Here is a 17,733-nt window from a genome sequence, read left to right as displayed (position 1 = left end):
TTACGCAAGGAGTCCCTTTACAGCCTGGAGTCCCGTCCATGAAGCGACTGGCCGCGTCCGCCCTGGTCCTGGCGTCCCTCACGGGCTGCTTCCGCATGAGCGTGCGCAGTCCGGCGCCGCGCGACGGCGCACCGGAGGCCCAGACGGGTGTGAGCCTGGTGGAGGGGCTGACGACGTCCAACGTGGCCGCGGCGGAGTGCCGGCATGGCCTGTCCCGGGTGGACGTGTACTGGCCGTGGTGGAGCCCGTTCGTCTACGCCTTCACCTTCGGCATCGTGACGCCGCTGCGAGCGGAGTACGTCTGCGCGAAGGGGTCCGCGGACGCTGCCGGCGGCGACACGGAGGTGCCGCCGTCGGTGCCCGGGCTGTGACGGAACCTCCCCGCGAGCACGAAGCGGGGAGGGTGCTTCAAGCCGTCAGTGCGACGGCGGCGGGGCTTCCGCGCCGCTCTTGCCCTTGACGGCCGAGCGGAACAGGACCGCGGTGAGGACGGCGAAGAACGCCAGGCCCCAGACGTTGGACCACGTCGGGTGCGCCAGCTCGCTCTCGCCCACGGCGTTGAGGAAGGAGCCCACCGCGCCTTCATGCCCGAAGAGTGCAGGCAGGTTGATGGCGCGCGTCCAGGCCCCGTCGCTGGCGATTTCGAGGAACGCGATGAGCACGCCCGCGATGGAGCCGCCCGCGATGTAGCCGGACGACATCAGCGTGCCGGGGGAGAACTCGGACTCCGCCGCGCTCCCACCGCGCAGCTTGTCCACGAAGTGGCGCACCATGCCGCCCACGAAGATGGGGGCGCTGCTGCTGATGGGCAGGTACACGCCCACCGCGAAGGGCAGCGAGGACACGCCGCACAGCTCCAGCATCAGCGCGATGAAGACGCCCAGCAGCACCAGGTCCCACGGCAGCCGCTGCGTGAGGATGCCGTCGATGATGAGCGCGAACAGCTGCGCCTTGGGCGCGGAGTAGCGGGTGAGCGTCTGGCCCTCGTACTCGCTGATGCGGCCGCCGATGCCCGGGTCCACCACGTACTGGATGGCGCCCTGGTCATCCACCAGGTAGCGGCCGGCGGGCACGGGCGTGTCCGCGCCGCGCACGAAGCCTTCCTTGTAGACGCGGTCCGGACCGGCGGTGATGGCGCCCGCGTCCGACAGCTTCAGCGACGGGCCGTTGGCCGGCGTCAGCGTGAGGCCGGACAGCTGCTCGGGCGGCATCGGGCGCCAGCTGCGTAGCTCCAGCCCGCCGTCCATCGGCGCCGCGTCCAGGCGCTCCGCCCACAGCGAGCGCTTGAGCTTTTCGGGCGTCATGCCGCGCTGGGTGAGCGCGTCCTGGGACACCGACCAGCGGTAGGTGTGCTGGGTGCGCGTCTCCTGCGTCAGCTCCGTCACCTGCACGCCCGGGTGCGCCTCCGGGATGACCGCCGTGGCGCCCTGATTGAGCAGCACCAGCACCAGGCCGATGAACATGGCGCTGGTGAGCACGCCGACGAAGAGGGCGATCTGCTGCTTCCTGGGCGTGCCGCCCACGAGGAACGCCGTCTTCAAATCCTGCGCGGTGGTGCCGCCGTTGGACGCGGCGATGCCCACGATGGCCGCCGTGGTGAGCGCCATGAAGCGGTCCGGCGACGACGTCCAGCCGAACAGCAGGTACACGAGGCAGGTGACGAGCAGCGTGGCCACCACCATGCCGGAGATGGGGTTGGACGAGGAGCCGATCTCACCGGTGATGCGCGCGCTCACCGTCACGAAGAAGAAGCCGAAGATGACGATGAGGATGGCGGAGATGAAGTTCACGTGCAGCGGCGGCGCCAGCCAGATGGCCAGGATGAGCAGCGCGCTGCCCACCAGCACCACCGTGATGGGCAGGTCCTGATCCGTGCGCAGCACCGTGGGCACGGGCCCCTGCGTGCTCGACTGGCGCAGCGTCTCCACGCTGCGCTTGAAGGCGCCCACGATGGTGGGCAGGGAGCGGATGAGGCTGATGAGGCCGCCCGTCGCCACCGCGCCCGCGCCGATGTAGAGCACGTACGCGTTGCGGATCTGATCCGGCGACATGTCCTTGATGAGCATCCCGTTGTGCACCAGCAGCGGCGTCTCCATGCCGCTGCCGAAGAAGGAGATCATCGGGATGAGGATGAGGTAGCTGAGCACGCCGCCAGCGAAGGTGATGCCCGCCACGCGCGGCCCGATGATGTAGCCCACGCCCAACAGCTCCGGGGACACCTCCGTGGAGAGCGTCGCGGCCTTGAGCCCCTTGATGGGCGTGCCGATGGCCTCCTTGAAGAGCTTCATCCCGGAGTAGGCGAACTTATAGACGCCGCCGATGATGAAACCCAGGATGACCGTGCGGGCGTTGGTGCCGCCCTGCTCGCCCACGATGAGCACGTCCGCGCTGGCGGTGCCCTCCGGGTAGGTGAGCTTGCCGTGCTCCTGGACGATGAGGCCCTGGCGCAGGGGAATCATCATCAGCACGCCCAGCACGCCGCCCAGCGCGGCGGTGAGGAACGCGTGCGTGAGGCTGATGTCGTAGCCCAGGATGAGCAGCGCGGGCAGCGCCGCCGCCACGCCGAACGCGAGCGACTCACCCGCGGAGCCCGTCGTCTGGACGATGGTGTTCTCCAGGATGCTGGAGCGCCCCAGGGCCCGGAAGATGGCGATGGAGAGCACCGCCACCGGGATGGACGCGGACACCGTGAGGCCGACCTTGATGGCCAGGTACACGGACGATGCCGCGAACACGATGCCCAGCACCGACCCGAGCACTAAGCCACGGATTGTCAGCTCCGTGGGCGACTGCTCGGGGGACACATAGGGTTTGTGCGGGGCACCATGCGCCTCCGCGAGGGGGACGCGATCATCGACGACCGGCGGGGAACCGTGGGACAAGCAGGCACTCCTGACAGGAAATCAGGGGGCCCGTTGTAGCAGGGTCTCCGCCGGGGCGCGAAAACAGCCCTCAGCCCTGGGCGGCGAGCGTCTCCGGATCCACCTCCGCCATCAGGGCGGCCAGCTCCGACTTGAGCTTGTCCTTGGCGCGGATCTCCAGCTGGCGCGCGCGCTCGCGGGAGAAGCCGAAGTGCTCACCCAGCTCCTTGAGCGTCATGGGGCGCTCGTTCATCACGCGCTGCTCGATGATGAAGCGCTCGCGCGGGTCCAGGCGCATCAGGGCGGTGCGGACGCGGTTGTTGATGAGGCCCGCCTCCTCCTTGTCCGCGAACTCATCGTCCTGGGGCGCCGCCGCGCTCACCACGAAGTCCACGTGGCTGTTGCCGCCGTCCTCGCCCATGGGCGCGTCCAGGGACAAGTCCCGGCCACCCATGCGCTGCTCCATCTCACGCACTTCTCCGGGCTTCACGTGGAGCTTGCGGGCAATCTCATCCACGTTCACCACGGTCTCGCCGCTGCCCAGCTTCTCCAGCTCACGGCGGGTGCGCGCCAGACTGAAGAACAGCTTGCGCTGCGCCTGCGTGGTTCCAAGCTTCACCAGGGACCAGCTCTTCAGGATGTAGTTCTGGATGTACGCGCGGATCCACCACACCGCGTACGAGATGAGGCGGATGCCCTTGTCCGGATCGAACTTCTGCACGGCCTTCATCAGGCCGATATTTCCCTCCTGGATGAGGTCCGACATCTTGATGCCGTAGGAGCGGTACTCGTAGGAGACCTTCACCACGAAGCGCAGGTTGCTCGTCACCAGGCGGTGGCCCGCGGCCAGGTCACCCTTGATGAACCGGCGCGCCAGCTCCTGCTCCTCCTCCACCTTCAGGAGCGAGTACTGGTTGATCTCCGAGAGATACATCGCGAGGGAGCCAGAATTGGACGACTGCTCGGTCGAAGCCTGCATGGATGGATTCTCCAAATCGGGCCTCCTGCCGCGGCGGAGGCGCTTGAAAGGTGCTCTGGGTTCAAGTCCTACAACTTGACGTGTCTGCCCTGAGCAACCGGGATGCCAACCAGGGTCGGATGTATTCGCGTGTGTCTCCGAGGGGTTGGAAGGCGCAGGTGGGGGTCCCCTGGCAACGGTCTGTAACCGTTACCCGTGGCCGGTAGGAAAACCGCGGGTCTGCGAGGGGAGAAAATGCACGGCGCGGTGCCCTCGAGCGCACGTCGCCATGACGTTCGCGAATGGGGTTGCGTGAAACGCTTAATGGCGACGGGTGGCGGCTGTGGAGACATTTCTCCACCTCGGCCGGGCGTTCCTGGGGAGGGCGAGCGACCGGCGACGGAAGCCCGCTTCCATCCAGAGGGCACTTCTCTTCCGCTCAGGAGGCGCGGGCGGTAGGGCCCGACTGTCCGGCCGGCTTTACTGCTCGACGGGCGGCTTCCGCATCCAACGCGCGGCGCAAGGTGGCGAGCAGGTGCTCGGCCTCTCCCTCGCGCAGGGCACGGCCGCCGAAGCGGGCCTCCAGGTAGCGGCGGGTGAGGGGCGTCAGCGCCAGCGCCAGCGGATGTCCGTCGCGCGCCAGGCGCGTGGTCAGGTCCTCCAGCGTCTCGTGTTCAAAGCGCGGCACATGGGCCTTCTGGAGCACCACGTCCACCCGGTCGAGGAAGCGCGTGGCCTCCAGCACCGGAGCGCGGCCCGTCCAGCGGGAGACGAAGCGGCCCGCGCGCCAGATGACGAAGGCCACGACGGCGGCCGTCACCCACGCGCGCGGCGGGGGCAGGCGGCTGGGGCCTTCGTTCGCGGGGGCGCCGGGCGCACGGCGCGGCGGGCGGACCAGGGCGCTCGCCAGTTCGAACTGGTCGCGGAAGGAGTAGTCGACGACGGAGTTGCGCCAGCGCGACTCCACCGCTTCATAGAGCGCGAGCACCTTCTCCAGCAGCACGGAGCCCTGGCTCGTGCGGTTCGACGGCGGCGTCGCGTCCACGGTGACGAAGCCCCGCCCTGGGACGAGCACGTGCGTCCAGGCGTGCGCGTCGCCCGCGCGCACCAGGTAGCCGCCGTCCATGCGCGCGCCGCCATAGAAGCCCGTGGCGAGCCGCGCCCCGATGCCCTGTGTGCGCAGCATCAGCGTGAGCGCGGTGGCGAAGTGCTCGCAGTGGCCTGCCTTGCGCACGAAGAGGAACTCCGCCAGCGGATCCTCCGGAGTGCCTGCCTGCTCCAGCGTGTACCCGTAGTCCCGCTGCAGGAAGGTGGCGAGCTTGCGCGCGGCGGCCAGCGGCTCCTTCTCTCCCTGGAGCACCTGCGCCGCGAGCTGCGCGACGCGCGCGTCCAGGTGTTCGGGCAGCGCCAGGAGCTGGTCGCGCTCCGCCGGGACCAGGCCGTCGGACATGCCCTTCTTCGCGTCCGGCGGCAGGCTGTAGGCCTCGTAGGTGTACGAGGGCGCGGTGACGGTGAAGCGCACCTCGCCCCCGCCCTGGAGCTGCACCGGGCTGTTCCGGGTGCCGGTGGGCGTGTGGGCCATGGCGTTGCCCAGGCGCGAGGGCATCTCCAGGGCAATCAGCGTGCGGGCGCCGTACGCGGGCAGCAGCTCGATGCGCTGGTGGAGGAGTGTGTCGCTGGCGGGGCGCAGGGTGATCTGCCGCTCCGTCTGCTGCGCGCCGACGACGTTCGTCCACTCCATGCCGTCGAAGGTGTCGTAGGTGCGGCCCACCCAGTAGGCGTCCAGCGCTTCGCGGCCCGGATCCGGCGTGAGCGTGGCGCGCAGCACCACGCGCGGGTTGCCCTTGATGGTGCCCGCGCCGCCCAGCCGCACGGTGTTGGAGTAGCCCGCGCTGCTCACCGCGCCGAAGCCCGGCGCAGAACGCGGCCCCACCATGGCCCAGTTGAGGCGGGGGAAGAGGACGAAGAAGGCCACCGAGCCGGCCACCGCGAACATCACGCCCACGGACAGCGGCCGCAGCACCGCGCGCACCGGCACGGGCTCGCCGTCCGGCACCGCCGCCTCCACCACGCCCAGCGCCAGCGCCAGGCTGGCCAGCACCCCGAAGGCGATGAGGCACAGCGCGTACGTCATGTCGCCCGACAGCGCCGCGCCACCGGCCACCATCAAGAGGCCCGTCAGGTGCGTCTGTCCCTCCGCCGCGGCGTCCGGCGTGGACAGCATCCGCTGCGCGGCGATGAGGCTCGCGAAGGCGCACGCCGCCACCACCGCGTTCATCGCGCCGGCCGTCAGCTGGAGGCCCAGGAGCACCGCCGCGACCAGCAGCCCCAGCGCGGACAGGCGGGAGAAGCGCGCGACGAGCCGCACGTCGCCCAGCGCCAGCACCAGCGCTCCGATGAAGACGCCCAGCACCCACACGGGGAGCTGGCCGGACATGGCCATCGCGGCGAAGGCGAAGCCCACCGCCAGGTCGCGCAGGGCGAGCCGCAGCCTCAAGGGGCGCTTCACGCCGCCTCCCGGGAGTCCGTCCCTGCGTCCGCGTCCTCGAAGCCCACCCACGCGAGCGCCTGGAGGACGCGCCGCTCCTGCGAAGCCCCCGCCGCCGGCCGCAGCGCGCGCTCCGGCAACTGGAGGCCGACCTCATGTCCCGCGTCCAGGAGCTGGTGCGCCTGGGCGGCGACCTCTTCACAGCGGCGCTCCAGCGCGTCACCCGTGAGGCCCGTCTCCAGCGCGAGCTTCCAGATGCGGCGCTCCTCGCGCTCGCGCTCCACCTTCAGGAGGCGCCCCGCCGCGGCGCTCTTCAGCCAGTGGATGCGGCGCGCGTCCTCGTTCGGGGCAAGCTCGCGCAGGCCCGCCACGTCGCCGGTGCCGTCCAGGTGGCGCGGGCTGCCCGACTCGCCCCGGGGGCCCTTCTCCGCGGGCCCTGGTTCCTTGCAGGCGTAGCCGCGGCGCGGATACACGAGCAGCGTCCCCTCCAGGGAGAACACGCGCGTCTTGGCGAACAGGCCCAGGGGCCACGTGGTGGTGACGCGCACGCCGGACAGGCGCACGGGGCCCCGGTGCGGCGCGGCCAGGTCCGCCCGGACGATGTGCTCCTTGCCCGCGGACAGGTGCCCCAGCTTCCCGGTGCCGGTGAGCGGCGAGAGGTCCTCGGAGAACGTCAGCGCGAAGCCGTGCCCCTTCTTGCGCGACACCGCCCAGCGGTAGGCGAAGGGCTCGCGCGCGAAGGCCGCGTCCGCGCCCACCCGGCGCACCGTCAGGTCGCGCAGGCAGCGCTCCGACAGCACGCCGGACACCACCACCATGCTGAGCAGCAGTCCCAGCAGCAGGTAGAGCAGGTTGTTGCCCGTGTTGAGCGCGCCCAGCCCCACGCCGAACGTCACCACCAGGTACGTGCGGCCCGTCTTCGTCACCGACAGCGTGCGCGGCGGACGAAGGAGGGCGCGCAGCCGCGCCTTGAGTGGGGGGCGGGCAGGGGCCTTCACCGGGGCGCCGCCACCTTGCGGGCGATCTCCTCCACCAGGTGCGCTGCCTCGTCCCGCGCGGACACGCCCTGCACGGCGCTCCTCAAGAGCACGCGGTGCGCCCAGCAGGGCACCATCATGGCGCGCACGTCACCGGGGGTGACGAAGTCGCGCCCTTCCCACAAAGCCTGCGCCCGGGCCGCGGACCCCAGCGCCAGCACCGCGCGGGTGGACGCGCCGCGCTCCAGGTCGCCGTGCTCGCGCGTGGCCCGAGCCAGCCGCACCACGTAGTCCGCCACCGTCGCGTCCAGCTTCACGTCCTGGGTGAACTCACGCAGCGACGCCAGCTCCTCCGGCCCCGTCACCGCCTCCACCGACGGCAGCGGGGACGCCGCGCCGCGCGTGGTGAGCAGGCGCGCCTCCACGTCCGGCGCCGGGTGGCCCAGGGACAGGCGCACGAGGAAGCGATCCAGCTGCGAGTCCGGCAGGGGATAGGTGCCGGAGAAGTCCACCGGGTTCTGGGTGGCCACCACCGTGAAGGGTGAAGGCAGCGCGTGGGTCTGCCCGTCCAGCGACACCTGGCCCTGGGCCATGCCCTCCAGGAGCGCGGACTGGGTGCGCGGGGGCGCGCGGTTGAGCTCGTCCGCCAGCACCAGCTGCCGGAACAGCGGCCCGGGCCGGAAGGAGAAGGTGGCCGTCTGCGCGTGGAACACCTGCGCGCCCAGGATGTCCGCCGGCAGCAGGTCCGCGGTGAACTGGATGCGGGCGAAGGACAGGGCGCACGCTCGGGCCAGGGCCTCCGCCAGCGTCGTCTTGCCCACGCCGGGCATGTCCTCCAGCAGCAGGTGCCCGCCGGCCACCACGCAGGTGACGACGCGCCGCACCTCCTCCGGTTTTCCCTGCACGGCGCGGCCAAGCTGGGCGGCGAGCCGCTCCATCACCGCGCGCGCGGAAGCAGGGGAGGGAACTGGACCGAGGACGCGAGCGGGCTGGGTCATCTGGGCGCGGACTCTAGCCCAGGCAAACGCCCGCCGGCACCCCTCCAGGCCGCCCGTGTTCCACGCCGGATGCCCGCTTGCCTTGGAGGCGCGGGCGCTTGCCGGGGGTGCACGCGGCCCGGAGGGCCCTTCATCCTCAGACGGAGAGGATGTCCTCGGGCGTGTAGTACGCCCGGTGCGTCGTCGGCGAGGCCAGCACGCCGAAGTAGCGGAACATCCGCTCGTGGTGCGTAGCCAGCCCGCGCAGCTGAACGGCGCCGTCCTTCAGGCCGTGGGTCAGGACGCCCACCGCGCTGTCCTTGAACTCACGCAGGTGCGCGAAGTCCAGGACCACCTCACTCTGGCCCAGCGCCTGGAGCGAGTTGCGCAGCTCCTGGGCCGTGCGGCCGTCCAACGTTCCCTCCAGACGCAGCGTGATCCGACCCGCCGCCTCCTCCTGCCGATGAATCTGAAGCCCCGTCATGATCCGCGCTCCCGCTAAGGTGTGCACGTGTGTGCCACCCCGCGATGTGATGGCGGCTGCCGCACGTTTCCGGACCACAGGAGTGGTCCGGGTTCCCACCGTGGGGTGGGGGTGCACAGCCGGAGCCGGACAGTGCGCCTTCACCGGCGATCAGGTCAGTGCCGGGCATGCAACTTCGGTTGGAGTGTTGGCGACCGGGCGGAGTTCATGTCACGCAGCGGTCAACCCTTGCGGTCGGCTGTCGGCTGCTCGGCACGCAGGCTGATGGCGCGCTCCTGCTGGGCCTTCAGCTTGCGGAACTCCTTCACGACCTTGGCGGGGTAGCCTGCCATGAACTTCACCCGGTTTTCCTTCTTGGCCAGGATGCGCTTGGCCAGCCCGGGACCCGCGTTGTAGGCGACGAGCGCGCCCTCCACGGAGCCGAAGCGGCTGATGAGGTCCGCCAGGTACGCGGTGCCCAGGTTCACGTTCGTCTCGAAGTCGAAGAGGTTGGTGTGTCGGCCCAGCCGCCAGCCGGACTTCTCCGCCAGGTACTTGCCCGTGTCCGGCATCACCTGCATGAGGCCCATGGCGCCCACGCCGGACACCGCGTAGTTGTTGAAGGACGACTCGCAGCGGATCAGCGCCACCACCAGCAGCGGATCCAGGTTGTTGCGCTCCGCCTCGCGGACGATGGAGACCGCCAGCCGGCGCTGCTGCCGCTCCGGGAGCCCGGAGGCGCGCACGGCCTCGGCCACGCCCATCTGCTCCGCGCGGAGGTAGTCCGCCTCGTCCTCATAGTGCTGCAGCCGGGCCAGGGCGGCCTTGAGCTGTGCGTCCTTCTCCGCCAGCTGCGCCCTCAGGGCCGCGACGTCCGGCGCTTCCCCCTGCGCACCCACCGGAACCTGCACCGGGAACGCCACCGCGTTCGTCCCCATCAGCACCACCGCCGCCGCCATCGCCACCGTCCAACCCCTCATCACGCCCTCCCCTGGCGCCCAACCACTCGCGCCCGCTGACTCGCCCACACCCAGCGGCTAAGCAGGCAACGTGCCAGCGTACGTAGCGTGCGCCAGCTGCCTTACGGATCCTTTAGAGAGGGGCTGAAACAGGACCGGCATGGCCCACGGCATCCGGAAAAAATGCCCGGCCTGGGAAGGTTGTTTCCCAACCTGACCCTGCAGAAAGCTCCACCTGTTGCCGCGGTGCCTCCGCGTTCCTAGCTTGCGCCCGGTCTGAGTTTTCGAGGCCCTGTGTGGCGGGAGGCGTGGCGTGTACTGGACCATGGGCATCATCTTGATGGTGTTGTGGGTGATGGGGCTGATCACCGGTTCAACGGAGGGGCAGTGGGTGCACCTGCTCCTGGTGTTCTCGCTCATCGCGTTCGTGCTGGCCGTCGCGTCGCTGGGGCGCCGGCGGGGGCTGGCATGAACCTGCCGGAGCTGGACATGGCGTGGCTGGAGCTGCCGCGGGACAAGGCGGGCTTCGTGCGGCGCGAATGTCCCCGCTGCCAGCGCTCCTTCAAGACGCGGCCCAGCCGCCACGACGCGGGGATGCTGCAGCGGCTGCTCGCGGGCTACTTCCCCTTCGAAAACCTCCACGAGGCGTACACGCCCGAGGAGCTGCCTGCGTGGCACTGCCTGTACTGCGGCCACCGCGCGCTGCCGGACGCGTGGCTCACGCCGGATCAGTCCGCGCACGTGGAGCAGATGGCGCGCGCGTGGGCGAACCACGTGCGGTACGAGCAGCTGGCGTACGTGCAGCGCACGCTGTCCCAGAACCCGCGGCCCACCTTCATCTCCGTGGCGCCGGAGCCGCTGCCCCGGCCGCTGCCTCCGGACGAGGAGATGCTGCGCACGCTCCCCATGCTCTGCTGCGGGGACGAGGTGCAGGCCCAGTGGGAATGGGATCAACCCATGGTCTGTCCGCGCTGCGGCGCGCACCACGGCGGGCTTTCGGGCCGCCACCAGGTGCAGCTGGAGTTCGTGCACGAGTAGTGGACGGGCAGGGCGCGCGGAGGGCAGGCTCCTTCGCGCGATGAAGCCGTTTCCCCCGGTCCGGGTGGTGTTGCTGGCCCTGCTCCTGCTGGGACCGGCCGCCGCCCATGCCCACGAAATAGAGGTCGCGCCCGGAGCGGTGGACGGCTTCGCCGGCTGGGTGGGCGAGGGCATCCGCCACATCCTGGCCGGGGCGGATCATCTGCTGTTCCTGCTGGCGGTGCTGCTGGTGGGCGGCTCGTTCCGGCGGATCCTCTTGTTGGTGACGTCCTTCACGCTGGCGCACTCGCTGACGCTGGGGCTCACGGCCCTGGGCGTGGTGACGCTGGGCGCGCGGGGCACGCGGTGGGCCGAGGCCGCCATCGCCGCTTCCATCCTCTACATGGCGCTGGAGAACCTGCTCTTGCGCCGGCACGGGCACCGTGCGGGGCTGACCTTCCTGTTCGGCCTGGTGCATGGGCTGGGCTTCGCGAGCGTGCTCGGCGGCTACGGGCTGGGGACGGACGTGGCGCCAGCGCTCCTGGGCTTCAACCTGGGGGTGGAGGTGGGGCAGGCGGCGGTGGTGGCCTTCCTGGTTCCCGTGCTGCGAATCGTTCAGCGCAGGCCCCGTCTGCACTCGAAGGTTGTGCGCCTGTCGTCCATTGGCCTCGCGGGAGTGGGGCTTTATTGGATGGTTGCTCGCGCGGTCGGTTGAATTGCACCAACAGCGTTCCTAGCTTGCGTCTCACGAGGGTGGGGGAGGGACGCTGATGGGAGCGAGGCATACCCGGCTGGCAGCCGCACTGGCCGCCGCGTGGGAGGCAGAAGTGGTGTCAGCCCGTCGTATGACGGGGCTGGCGGAGCGCATGAACGACGCGCGGGTCCGGGCGCGCCTGATGGTGCTGGCCGCCTTCTGTCGCGCCCATGCATCACGGCTCCTGGCCCGTCTGGCGGCGCTGGGGCGAGGGCCGTTGCCGGTACCTCCAGAGGAAATCGATCTGGATCCGGACACGGTGCTGGAGCTGCGCCGGGAGGGGGCCTTCGCGCGCGCATCGGCCGCGCGCTACGAGACAACCGCGGAGATGGCGCGCCAGCACGCGGACCTGTCATCCGCCTGGGTCTGCGAGCTGAACCGGACCGAGGAGCAGGATCGGGCCCGGGAACTGCTCGCCCTGGCGGAAGGGGCCCTGGCGGCGGTGCGGCGGGGCGAGTCCCAGGCCGTCGCGGCTCCCGCGGATTCCTGAGGAGGCGGAAAGAGGGCCGGGCGCGGGGAATGCGCTCGGCCGGTGACAGTCCTGGCGTCTTGGGCGTATGAATCCGCCCATGGCGAAGGAGAGCTACAACGATCTCATCTTCCAGCTCGGCGACCTGGCCCGGGACGTCCTCCCGGGCAAGCCGAACTGCCCCCGCTCCATGGAACGCGTCTACCGCGCCGAAGAGGTGCTGGAGGCGCGCCGGGACGAGCTGGCGGCGCTGGAAGCGGAGATGAACGACGAGGACGTGGCCTATCAGGACTTCCTGGCGCAGCACGAGGACGAGTGCGGCGCCCAGAAGGAGATCACCGGCAAGTTCCAGAAGGCCGTGACAGCGGTGGAGGGCAAGGTGAAGGGGCTGCGCAAGACACTGGACACGCGCCGCGCCGACCTGCGCTACGCCCTCGCGGGCCTGAAGAAGCTGGAGTCGAAGCTCGCGGACCTGGAGATGACCACCCAGGATCCGGTGAAGCTGGACGCCGCCAAGCAAAATCTAAAGAAGAACCGCATCGCCCAGATGCGCCTGTCGCGCGAGGTGGAGGACTGGGAGTCCCAGCTGGCGACCGCCCTCACGCCCACTCCTGGTCAGCCCGGCGGGGCCGGCATCCTGGCGCACAAGCGCCTGATCGAGCTGGAGGACGCCGCGGAGGAGCAGAAGCAGCAGCACGACGCCCGGATGGCGGAGCTCGACCAGTCCATCGCCGCCAAGGAAGAGGAGATCAAGGGCGCGGAAGATTATCTGGATCAGGCCCTGTTCCTCCTCGGCGAAGAGGTGTATGCCCAGCGCATCGCGGACGGGCAGCTCAACCCCTTCTACAAGCGGTTGGACGTCGCGCAGTGAGGGGTACGCCCACCCTTGGTGCTTGACGTAGGGGACGTGTTTGCTATCTTGCGCCGCTTCCTGGCGGCCGCGGGTACGCGTGTAGGCCAGTTCATTGAATTCATTGGGCTTTCAGCGCCACGGGCGCTCGCTGTGAGGACGACGTGAAGGGTCTGATTGGCAAGAAGATCGGCATGACCCAGGTGTTCAACGACGAGGGCAACCTCGTTCCGGTGACGGTCATCGACGTCAACACCTGTCTGGTTGTCGGCAAGCGCACCCCGGAGAAGGATGAGTACTCCGCGGTGACCGTGGGCTTCGGCGAAATCCGCGAGAAGCTCTTGAACAAGCCGGAGCTCGGCTTCTTCAAGAAGGCCAGCGCCACGCCGCGCCGTCACCTGCGCGAGTTCCGCGTCACGGCCGAGGAGGCCGCCGGCTTCAACGTGGGCGACGCCGTCAAGGCGGACATGTTCACCAAGGGCGAGCTGGTGGACGTCACCGGCGTGACCAAGGGCCGCGGCTTCTCCGGCGTCATGCGCCGCTGGAGCTTCAAGGGTTCGCAGACCAAGACCCACGGTACGCACGAGTATCAGCGTCACCCGGGCGCCATCGGTCAGCGTAAGACGCCGGGTCGTACGTACCCGAACAAGAAGATGCCGGGTCACTACGGCGTCGATCGCGTCACCACGCAGAACCTGACCGTGGTGGACGTGGACGTGGAGAAGGGCCTCGTGCTCGTGAAGGGCGCGGTCGCCGGCCACAACGACGGCATCGTCATCGTGCGTCCCTCCATCAAGGTGGCCATGCGCGCGCAGCACAAGGCCGCGCGCTGATTCGCAGCCACTGACGCCGGGGCGCTTCACCGCGCCCCGTTCGACGCCCCGCTTCCGGCACCTTCGGGTTGCCGGGCGGGGCTTTCGTCGTTTCCGGGCGTGGTGTCCGCGCGTGCGCGCGGGGCGGAGGCCTCGCATCCGCGCGGAAACGTTGAGTGCTGGTCGCCCTGGGGGCAAAGGGCGAAAACTTTACCGACTGCCGCTGGGATCCGCTTGCGGTGAATGAGCGCCGTGCTCACATCGCTGTCCCACGCCGGAGCCTCGCCGTCCAAGCAGACGGGTTGCCATCCGGATCACCCAACGGCCCACCCCCGGGCCGGGCAGGAGATATGAAAGCACGCACGCTTCGCGTCTTCGCCGCGCTGAGCCTCTCGCTGACGGCTCTCGGCGCCGCCGCACAGGAAGACGGCGTCCTGGACTCGGCGGTCGTCCGCAACCGGCTCTACAAGCCCGCGGGCCACCCGGAGCTGTCCCTGTCCGTGGGCTTGCCAGTGCAGACGCACCTGACGGCGCACTACTTCTTCGACGTTGGGATTGCCTACAACCTGTTCGACACGTTCGCGCTGGAGGCGCGCGCGGGCTACGCCGTCAGCCGCCACACGGGCCTGGCGCGCTCCATCTCCGAGTCCTTCCTGGACCGCGAGGACAAGCGCGTCACGGACGAGCTGGAGGACATGTGGCGGATGGGCCTGCACGGCGTCGTTGGCGCGCGGTGGGCTCCCATCTACGGGAAGATCAGCCTCGTCGCGGACATCCCGGTGCACTTCCAGACGTACCTCTGGGCGGGCGGCGGCCTCACCAACCTGAAGCGCCAGTCCGTCATCCAGTGCACCCAGGTGGTGGACCGGGCCGCGGGCGTCTGTGACAACCGCACGGCCGTGGATGACCGGGGCAGCGCCACGGAGAACTACTGGGTGAAGGAGTCGCGCGTGGCGCCGGTGGTGTCCGCCGCGCTGGGGTTCCGCTTCTTCATCAAGGAGCAGCACGGCATCCGGCTGGAGCTGCGCGACTGGATCTTCAAGGACAGCTACCGCGTGAACCTGCTGCGCGACGACTGGGAGGCTGGCCGGACCACCGGTGAGCCCGCCGGCAGTCCGGGCCTCACGCACCTGGTGCAGTTCGACCTCGGCTACACCTTTTCGTTCTGACCCATTCCTATGCGACCCTTCCGTTCCATCGCGCTCCTCGTCGCCGCGGTGCCTGCCCTCGCGTTCGCGCAAGGCGCCTCTCCGGCGCAGCCGCCGGCCGCTCCGGGTCCGGATGCGACCGCGCCGGCCTCTCCTTCACCGGCTGAACCGCCGGAGCGCCAGCGCACCGAGCGCGACGCGCCGGCCGTGCCCCAGTCCCTTCCTGAAGCCGCGCCGGCCACGCCGTCCGCGCCCGCCGTCACCGGTGAGGACGACGCGGACCGCGCGCCGTCCTCCGAGCCCTCCAGTGCGCAGGCTCCAGCGGCCACTCCGACCACGGACGTGCCGGTGCTGGACACCGGTGAAGCGCCGCGCACCACGGACGCGCAGCAGCAGCGGCTGGTGAATGGCGCGCCGCTCTACAACCCGAACGTCAACGTCCACATCGTCCAGAAGAAGCGCTTCGCGGACGAGGGCAAGCACGAGCTGGTGCTGTACCCCGGCGTCGTGCAGGTGAACGGCAAGTTCACCAACCACGTGGGCACCGGGCTGAACTACGTCTACCACCTGCAGGAGAACTTCGCCCTCCAGGTGGGCGGCCAGTACAACTGGTACTCCGACGAGAGCGACTTCAACCTGGAGCTCATCGACAAGGTGCGCGAGCAGGCCCAGGCCGCGTCGTCGCTCCTGCTCCAGTGGGGCGCGTACGCGGGCGTCGAAGTCACGCCGCTCTACGGCAAGTTCGCCTTCTTCAACAACTCGCTGGCGCAGTTCAGCGTGGTGCTCAGTGGCGGCGCGGGCATCGGCAAGACGCGCCACCTCATCCGCCCGGAAGTGGCGAACGAGGTGGAGGGGCAGACGTTCCAGGTGCCCGCGCGCTTCGGCGACACGGGCAACAAGTTCCTGGGTGAGGTGGGCGGCGGCTTCCGCGTGCAGTTCGGTGAGCACTACGCCCTCCGCCTGGAGGTGCGCGACCTCATCTACACCGCGCGCGTGGACAAGGTGGACGGCTGCAACCTGGCGGACTTCGAGGCGCTGGAGGCCGCGCGTGCCGCCAACCAGCCCTTCGACGGTCTCAGCCTGAGCGGCAGCTGCAAGGTGGCGAAGTTCGACGGCGTGGACCCGAAGACGAAGAAGAACTACCGCGAGGACATCATCCTCGGGAGGGACCTCGTCGCCGAGCCTTCGTCGGACGTCCTCAACAACGTCAGCTTCTACGCTGGCTTCTCGGTGCTCTTCTAACCATGTCCCGACTGCTCCGACTCCTCGTCGTCCTCGGGCCCCTCGCCGTGTCCTCGGTGGCCCTCGCCCAGCAGGACGTGGGCACCTACAACCGCGCGCTCTCCGCCTTCAACGAAGGCAAGCTCGACACCGCCGCCCCCCTCTTCGCGCAGCTGGCGGAAGGGGAGGACGCGGACCTCAAGGGCAAGGCCGAGTTCTACCTGGCGCAGACCTTCGCCAAGAAGGACCTGCCCGTCGCGGCCTTCATCTCCTACGCGGCCATCGTCAACGCCGGCCCTGCGCACCCCTCGTACCTCAAGGCCATCGAGGGGCTGGTGGACATGCAGCAGCGGCTGGATGAGCAGAACCTCATCCCCAGCATCCTCAACCAGGCCTACACCGACGAGGTGCGCGACCGCTGGGTCACGCTGCCCAAGGAGGTGCTGGCGCGCATCAACTACCTGGTCGGCACCGCCAGCCAGCGCCGCATGCGCTTCGAGGAGTCCCGTTCGCTCCTGGAGGCCGTGCCCGCGGACAGCCGCGTCTACGCGAAGGCCCGCTACCTGTTGGGCACGGTGCTCGCGGACCCGCGCTTCCCGGGGCGTCCCGGGGAAGGGGAGACGCTGGACAAGGAGGCCATCGCCGCGTTCCAGGCCGTGCTCCACACCAAGGAGCCGCAGGTGGAACTGCCGGAGACGCGCGAGCTGGCGCTGCTGGCGCTGGGCCGCGTGCACTACCGCCGGGGCGAGTACGCGGACGCGGTGAAGGCGTACGAAGGCGTGCCCCGCTACGCGCGCTTCTGGGACCAGTCCCTGTTCGAGAACGGCTTCGCCCGCTTCCAGAACGAGGACTTCGGCGGCGCGCTGGGCAGCCTCCAGGCGCTGCACGCGCCGCAGTTCGAGGGCGCCTTCCAGCCCGAGTCATGGATCCTCAAGGCGACCGTCTATTACTACTCGTGCCTCTACGACGAGGTGAAGACGACGCTCGCCGCGTTCGACGAGCGCTACGGCCCCATGGCCAAGCAGCTGGAGCCCTTCACCGGCGAGGACGTGGCGCCCATCCAGGCCTTCAACCTGGTGGCCTCCGAGAACCGCCGCCTGCCGCGCGCCGTCTACCTGTGGATCCGCAACAACGAGCGCATCCGTGAAGTGATGCGGACCCTGTCGCGCGTGGACCAGGAGAAGCGCGCCATCAGTGAAGGGCCGTGGCGCGGGACGCCGTTCGCCGCGCAGACGGTGGCGTCGCTGGAGGACATCCGCACCACGCTGCTCCAGGTGGGCGGCACGCTGGCGAAGAACCGCATCAAGGAGGCCGCGGACAACCTCCGCACCTTCTCCGACCAGGCGGAGATCATCCGCGTGCAGACCGCGCTGGATGAGAAGGACCTCTTCTCCGAGGGCGTGGACCAGAAGGCGCTGCTCACCCGCCAGACGCTCTACCGCCCGAAGATGCCCGGCGCGGCGTGGAACTACTGGCGCTTCCAGGGCGAGTTCTGGATCGACGAAATTGGCTACTATCAGTACACGCTCAAGCGGGGCTGCCCCGCACGGCAGGAGAAGTAGGCAAGTAGGAGCCGGTCGCACCCGGCCGCCATGAGCAGCACCCCAAGAGGCCCCGCCACCGTGCGTTTGTCACGGGGGACGGGGCCTCTTCGCGTGATGTTGAGTCCTGGAAGGTGGCTCGGCGTGATCGCGTACGCCGGGGCACAAGGCACGTTCCGGGCCACTTCTCAATCTGGGTACCCGCGTCTACTTTCCGTCGTCCCTCCCAATTGGGCAG

Annotated in this window: 17 protein-coding genes; 10 read left to right on the top strand and 7 right to left on the bottom strand. The window is 69.7% G+C overall.

What is annotated here, in order from left to right; genetic code table 11:
* Positions 1–38: 38 nt before the first annotated feature.
* Positions 39–371: a hypothetical protein gene (locus tag D7X99_RS21145; protein ID WP_120580126.1), complete on the top strand. Its 333-nt coding sequence runs from the start codon at positions 39–41 to the stop codon at positions 369–371.
* A 45-nt stretch (positions 372–416) separates the two neighbouring features.
* Here D7X99_RS21145 and D7X99_RS21140 read toward each other — a convergent pair whose 3' ends face one another.
* The 7 genes from D7X99_RS21140 to D7X99_RS21110 all read right to left on the bottom strand — a co-directional run bounded on the left by D7X99_RS21140 (position 417) and on the right by D7X99_RS21110 (position 9,704).
* A complete protein-coding gene (locus D7X99_RS21140) occupies positions 417–2,882 on the bottom strand; it encodes an OPT family oligopeptide transporter (RefSeq protein ID WP_121779351.1) in 2,466 nt (821 codons plus the stop codon).
* Positions 2,883–2,952: 70 nt separating this feature from the next.
* Positions 2,953–3,840 carry an RNA polymerase factor sigma-32 gene (locus tag D7X99_RS21135; protein ID WP_120557449.1) on the bottom strand — a complete coding sequence of 296 codons (888 nt, stop codon included), beginning with the start codon at positions 3,838–3,840 and terminating at the stop codon, positions 2,953–2,955.
* 418 nt (positions 3,841–4,258) lie between these two features.
* Positions 4,259–6,328: a DUF3488 and transglutaminase-like domain-containing protein gene (locus tag D7X99_RS21130; RefSeq protein ID WP_121779350.1), complete on the bottom strand. Its 2,070-nt coding sequence runs from the start codon at positions 6,326–6,328 to the stop codon at positions 4,259–4,261.
* Entirely contained in the window at positions 6,325–7,305 is a 981-nt protein-coding gene (locus D7X99_RS21125; RefSeq protein WP_121779349.1) for a DUF58 domain-containing protein, read from the bottom strand. The genes D7X99_RS21130 and D7X99_RS21125 overlap by 4 nt, the downstream gene beginning before the upstream one ends.
* Positions 7,302–8,282 (bottom strand): MoxR family ATPase, encoded by a 981-nt coding sequence (locus D7X99_RS21120; protein WP_120579620.1) that lies wholly within the window; start codon positions 8,280–8,282, stop codon positions 7,302–7,304. Before D7X99_RS21120 ends, D7X99_RS21125 begins: the two co-directional genes overlap by 4 nt.
* 136 nt (positions 8,283–8,418) lie before the next feature.
* Positions 8,419–8,745 carry an STAS domain-containing protein gene (locus D7X99_RS21115; protein ID WP_121779348.1) on the bottom strand — a complete coding sequence of 109 codons (327 nt, stop codon included), beginning with the start codon at positions 8,743–8,745 and terminating at the stop codon, positions 8,419–8,421.
* A gap of 221 nt (positions 8,746–8,966) precedes the next feature.
* On the bottom strand, positions 8,967–9,704 hold the full coding sequence (locus D7X99_RS21110; protein ID WP_120579618.1) for a lytic transglycosylase domain-containing protein: 738 nt from the start codon (positions 9,702–9,704) through the stop codon (positions 8,967–8,969).
* A 292-nt stretch (positions 9,705–9,996) separates the two neighbouring features.
* Here D7X99_RS21110 and D7X99_RS21105 point away from each other — a divergent pair, with 292 nt between their 5' ends.
* From D7X99_RS21105 to D7X99_RS21065, 9 genes are all read left to right on the top strand, one after another.
* On the top strand, positions 9,997–10,155 hold the full coding sequence (locus tag D7X99_RS21105; RefSeq protein ID WP_120525751.1) for a lmo0937 family membrane protein: 159 nt from the start codon (positions 9,997–9,999) through the stop codon (positions 10,153–10,155).
* A complete protein-coding gene (locus D7X99_RS21100) occupies positions 10,152–10,721 on the top strand; it encodes a hypothetical protein (protein ID WP_121779347.1) in 570 nt (189 codons plus the stop codon). Before D7X99_RS21105 ends, D7X99_RS21100 begins: the two co-directional genes overlap by 4 nt.
* A gap of 40 nt (positions 10,722–10,761) precedes the next feature.
* A complete protein-coding gene (locus tag D7X99_RS21095; protein WP_121779346.1) occupies positions 10,762–11,415 on the top strand; it encodes a HupE/UreJ family protein in 654 nt (217 codons plus the stop codon).
* Positions 11,416–11,530: 115 nt separating this feature from the next.
* Entirely contained in the window at positions 11,531–11,944 is a 414-nt protein-coding gene (locus D7X99_RS21090; RefSeq protein WP_223743187.1) for a hypothetical protein, read from the top strand.
* 79 nt (positions 11,945–12,023) lie between these two features.
* Positions 12,024–12,794: a hypothetical protein gene (locus D7X99_RS21085; protein ID WP_121779345.1), complete on the top strand. Its 771-nt coding sequence runs from the start codon at positions 12,024–12,026 to the stop codon at positions 12,792–12,794.
* Positions 12,795–12,937: 143 nt separating this feature from the next.
* Positions 12,938–13,606 (top strand): 50S ribosomal protein L3, encoded by a 669-nt coding sequence (rplC, locus tag D7X99_RS21080; protein WP_120599973.1) that lies wholly within the window; start codon positions 12,938–12,940, stop codon positions 13,604–13,606.
* A gap of 329 nt (positions 13,607–13,935) precedes the next feature.
* Positions 13,936–14,754, top strand: a complete 819-nt coding sequence (locus D7X99_RS21075) for an outer membrane beta-barrel domain-containing protein (protein WP_121779344.1) — start codon at positions 13,936–13,938, stop codon at positions 14,752–14,754.
* 9 nt (positions 14,755–14,763) lie between these two features.
* Positions 14,764–15,975, top strand: coding sequence for an outer membrane beta-barrel domain-containing protein (locus tag D7X99_RS21070; protein WP_121779343.1), 1,212 nt, complete (start codon positions 14,764–14,766; stop codon positions 15,973–15,975).
* Positions 15,976–15,977: 2 nt separating this feature from the next.
* Positions 15,978–17,516 (top strand): tetratricopeptide repeat protein, encoded by a 1,539-nt coding sequence (locus tag D7X99_RS21065; protein ID WP_121779342.1) that lies wholly within the window; start codon positions 15,978–15,980, stop codon positions 17,514–17,516.
* The last annotated feature ends 217 nt before the right edge of the window (positions 17,517–17,733 follow it).

This window comes from Corallococcus sp. AB032C (assembly GCF_003668935.1).
Taxonomy (GTDB): domain Bacteria; phylum Myxococcota; class Myxococcia; order Myxococcales; family Myxococcaceae; genus Corallococcus; species Corallococcus exiguus.
The sequence above is the reverse complement of the archived record's forward strand: the minus strand, read 5'-3'. Positions and strand labels throughout refer to the sequence as shown.

Excerpts from the sequence above, each read along its gene's own strand:
- D7X99_RS21145 (WP_120580126.1), top strand. The coding sequence starts at position 39 with ATGAAGCGACTGGCCGCGTCCGCCCTGGTCCTGGCGTCCCTCACGGGC.
- D7X99_RS21135 (WP_120557449.1), bottom strand. The coding sequence starts at position 3,840 with ATGCAGGCTTCGACCGAGCAGTCGTCCAATTCTGGCTCCCTCGCGATG.
- D7X99_RS21120 (WP_120579620.1), bottom strand. The coding sequence starts at position 8,282 with ATGACCCAGCCCGCTCGCGTCCTCGGTCCAGTTCCCTCCCCTGCTTCC.
- D7X99_RS21115 (WP_121779348.1), bottom strand. The coding sequence starts at position 8,745 with ATGACGGGGCTTCAGATTCATCGGCAGGAGGAGGCGGCGGGTCGGATC.
- D7X99_RS21110 (WP_120579618.1), bottom strand. The coding sequence starts at position 9,704 with ATGAGGGGTTGGACGGTGGCGATGGCGGCGGCGGTGGTGCTGATGGGG.
- D7X99_RS21100 (WP_121779347.1), top strand. The coding sequence starts at position 10,152 with ATGAACCTGCCGGAGCTGGACATGGCGTGGCTGGAGCTGCCGCGGGAC.
- D7X99_RS21095 (WP_121779346.1), top strand. The coding sequence starts at position 10,762 with ATGAAGCCGTTTCCCCCGGTCCGGGTGGTGTTGCTGGCCCTGCTCCTG.
- D7X99_RS21085 (WP_121779345.1), top strand. The coding sequence starts at position 12,024 with ATGGCGAAGGAGAGCTACAACGATCTCATCTTCCAGCTCGGCGACCTG.
- D7X99_RS21075 (WP_121779344.1), top strand. The coding sequence starts at position 13,936 with ATGAAAGCACGCACGCTTCGCGTCTTCGCCGCGCTGAGCCTCTCGCTG.
- D7X99_RS21070 (WP_121779343.1), top strand. The coding sequence starts at position 14,764 with ATGCGACCCTTCCGTTCCATCGCGCTCCTCGTCGCCGCGGTGCCTGCC.
- D7X99_RS21065 (WP_121779342.1), top strand. The coding sequence starts at position 15,978 with ATGTCCCGACTGCTCCGACTCCTCGTCGTCCTCGGGCCCCTCGCCGTG.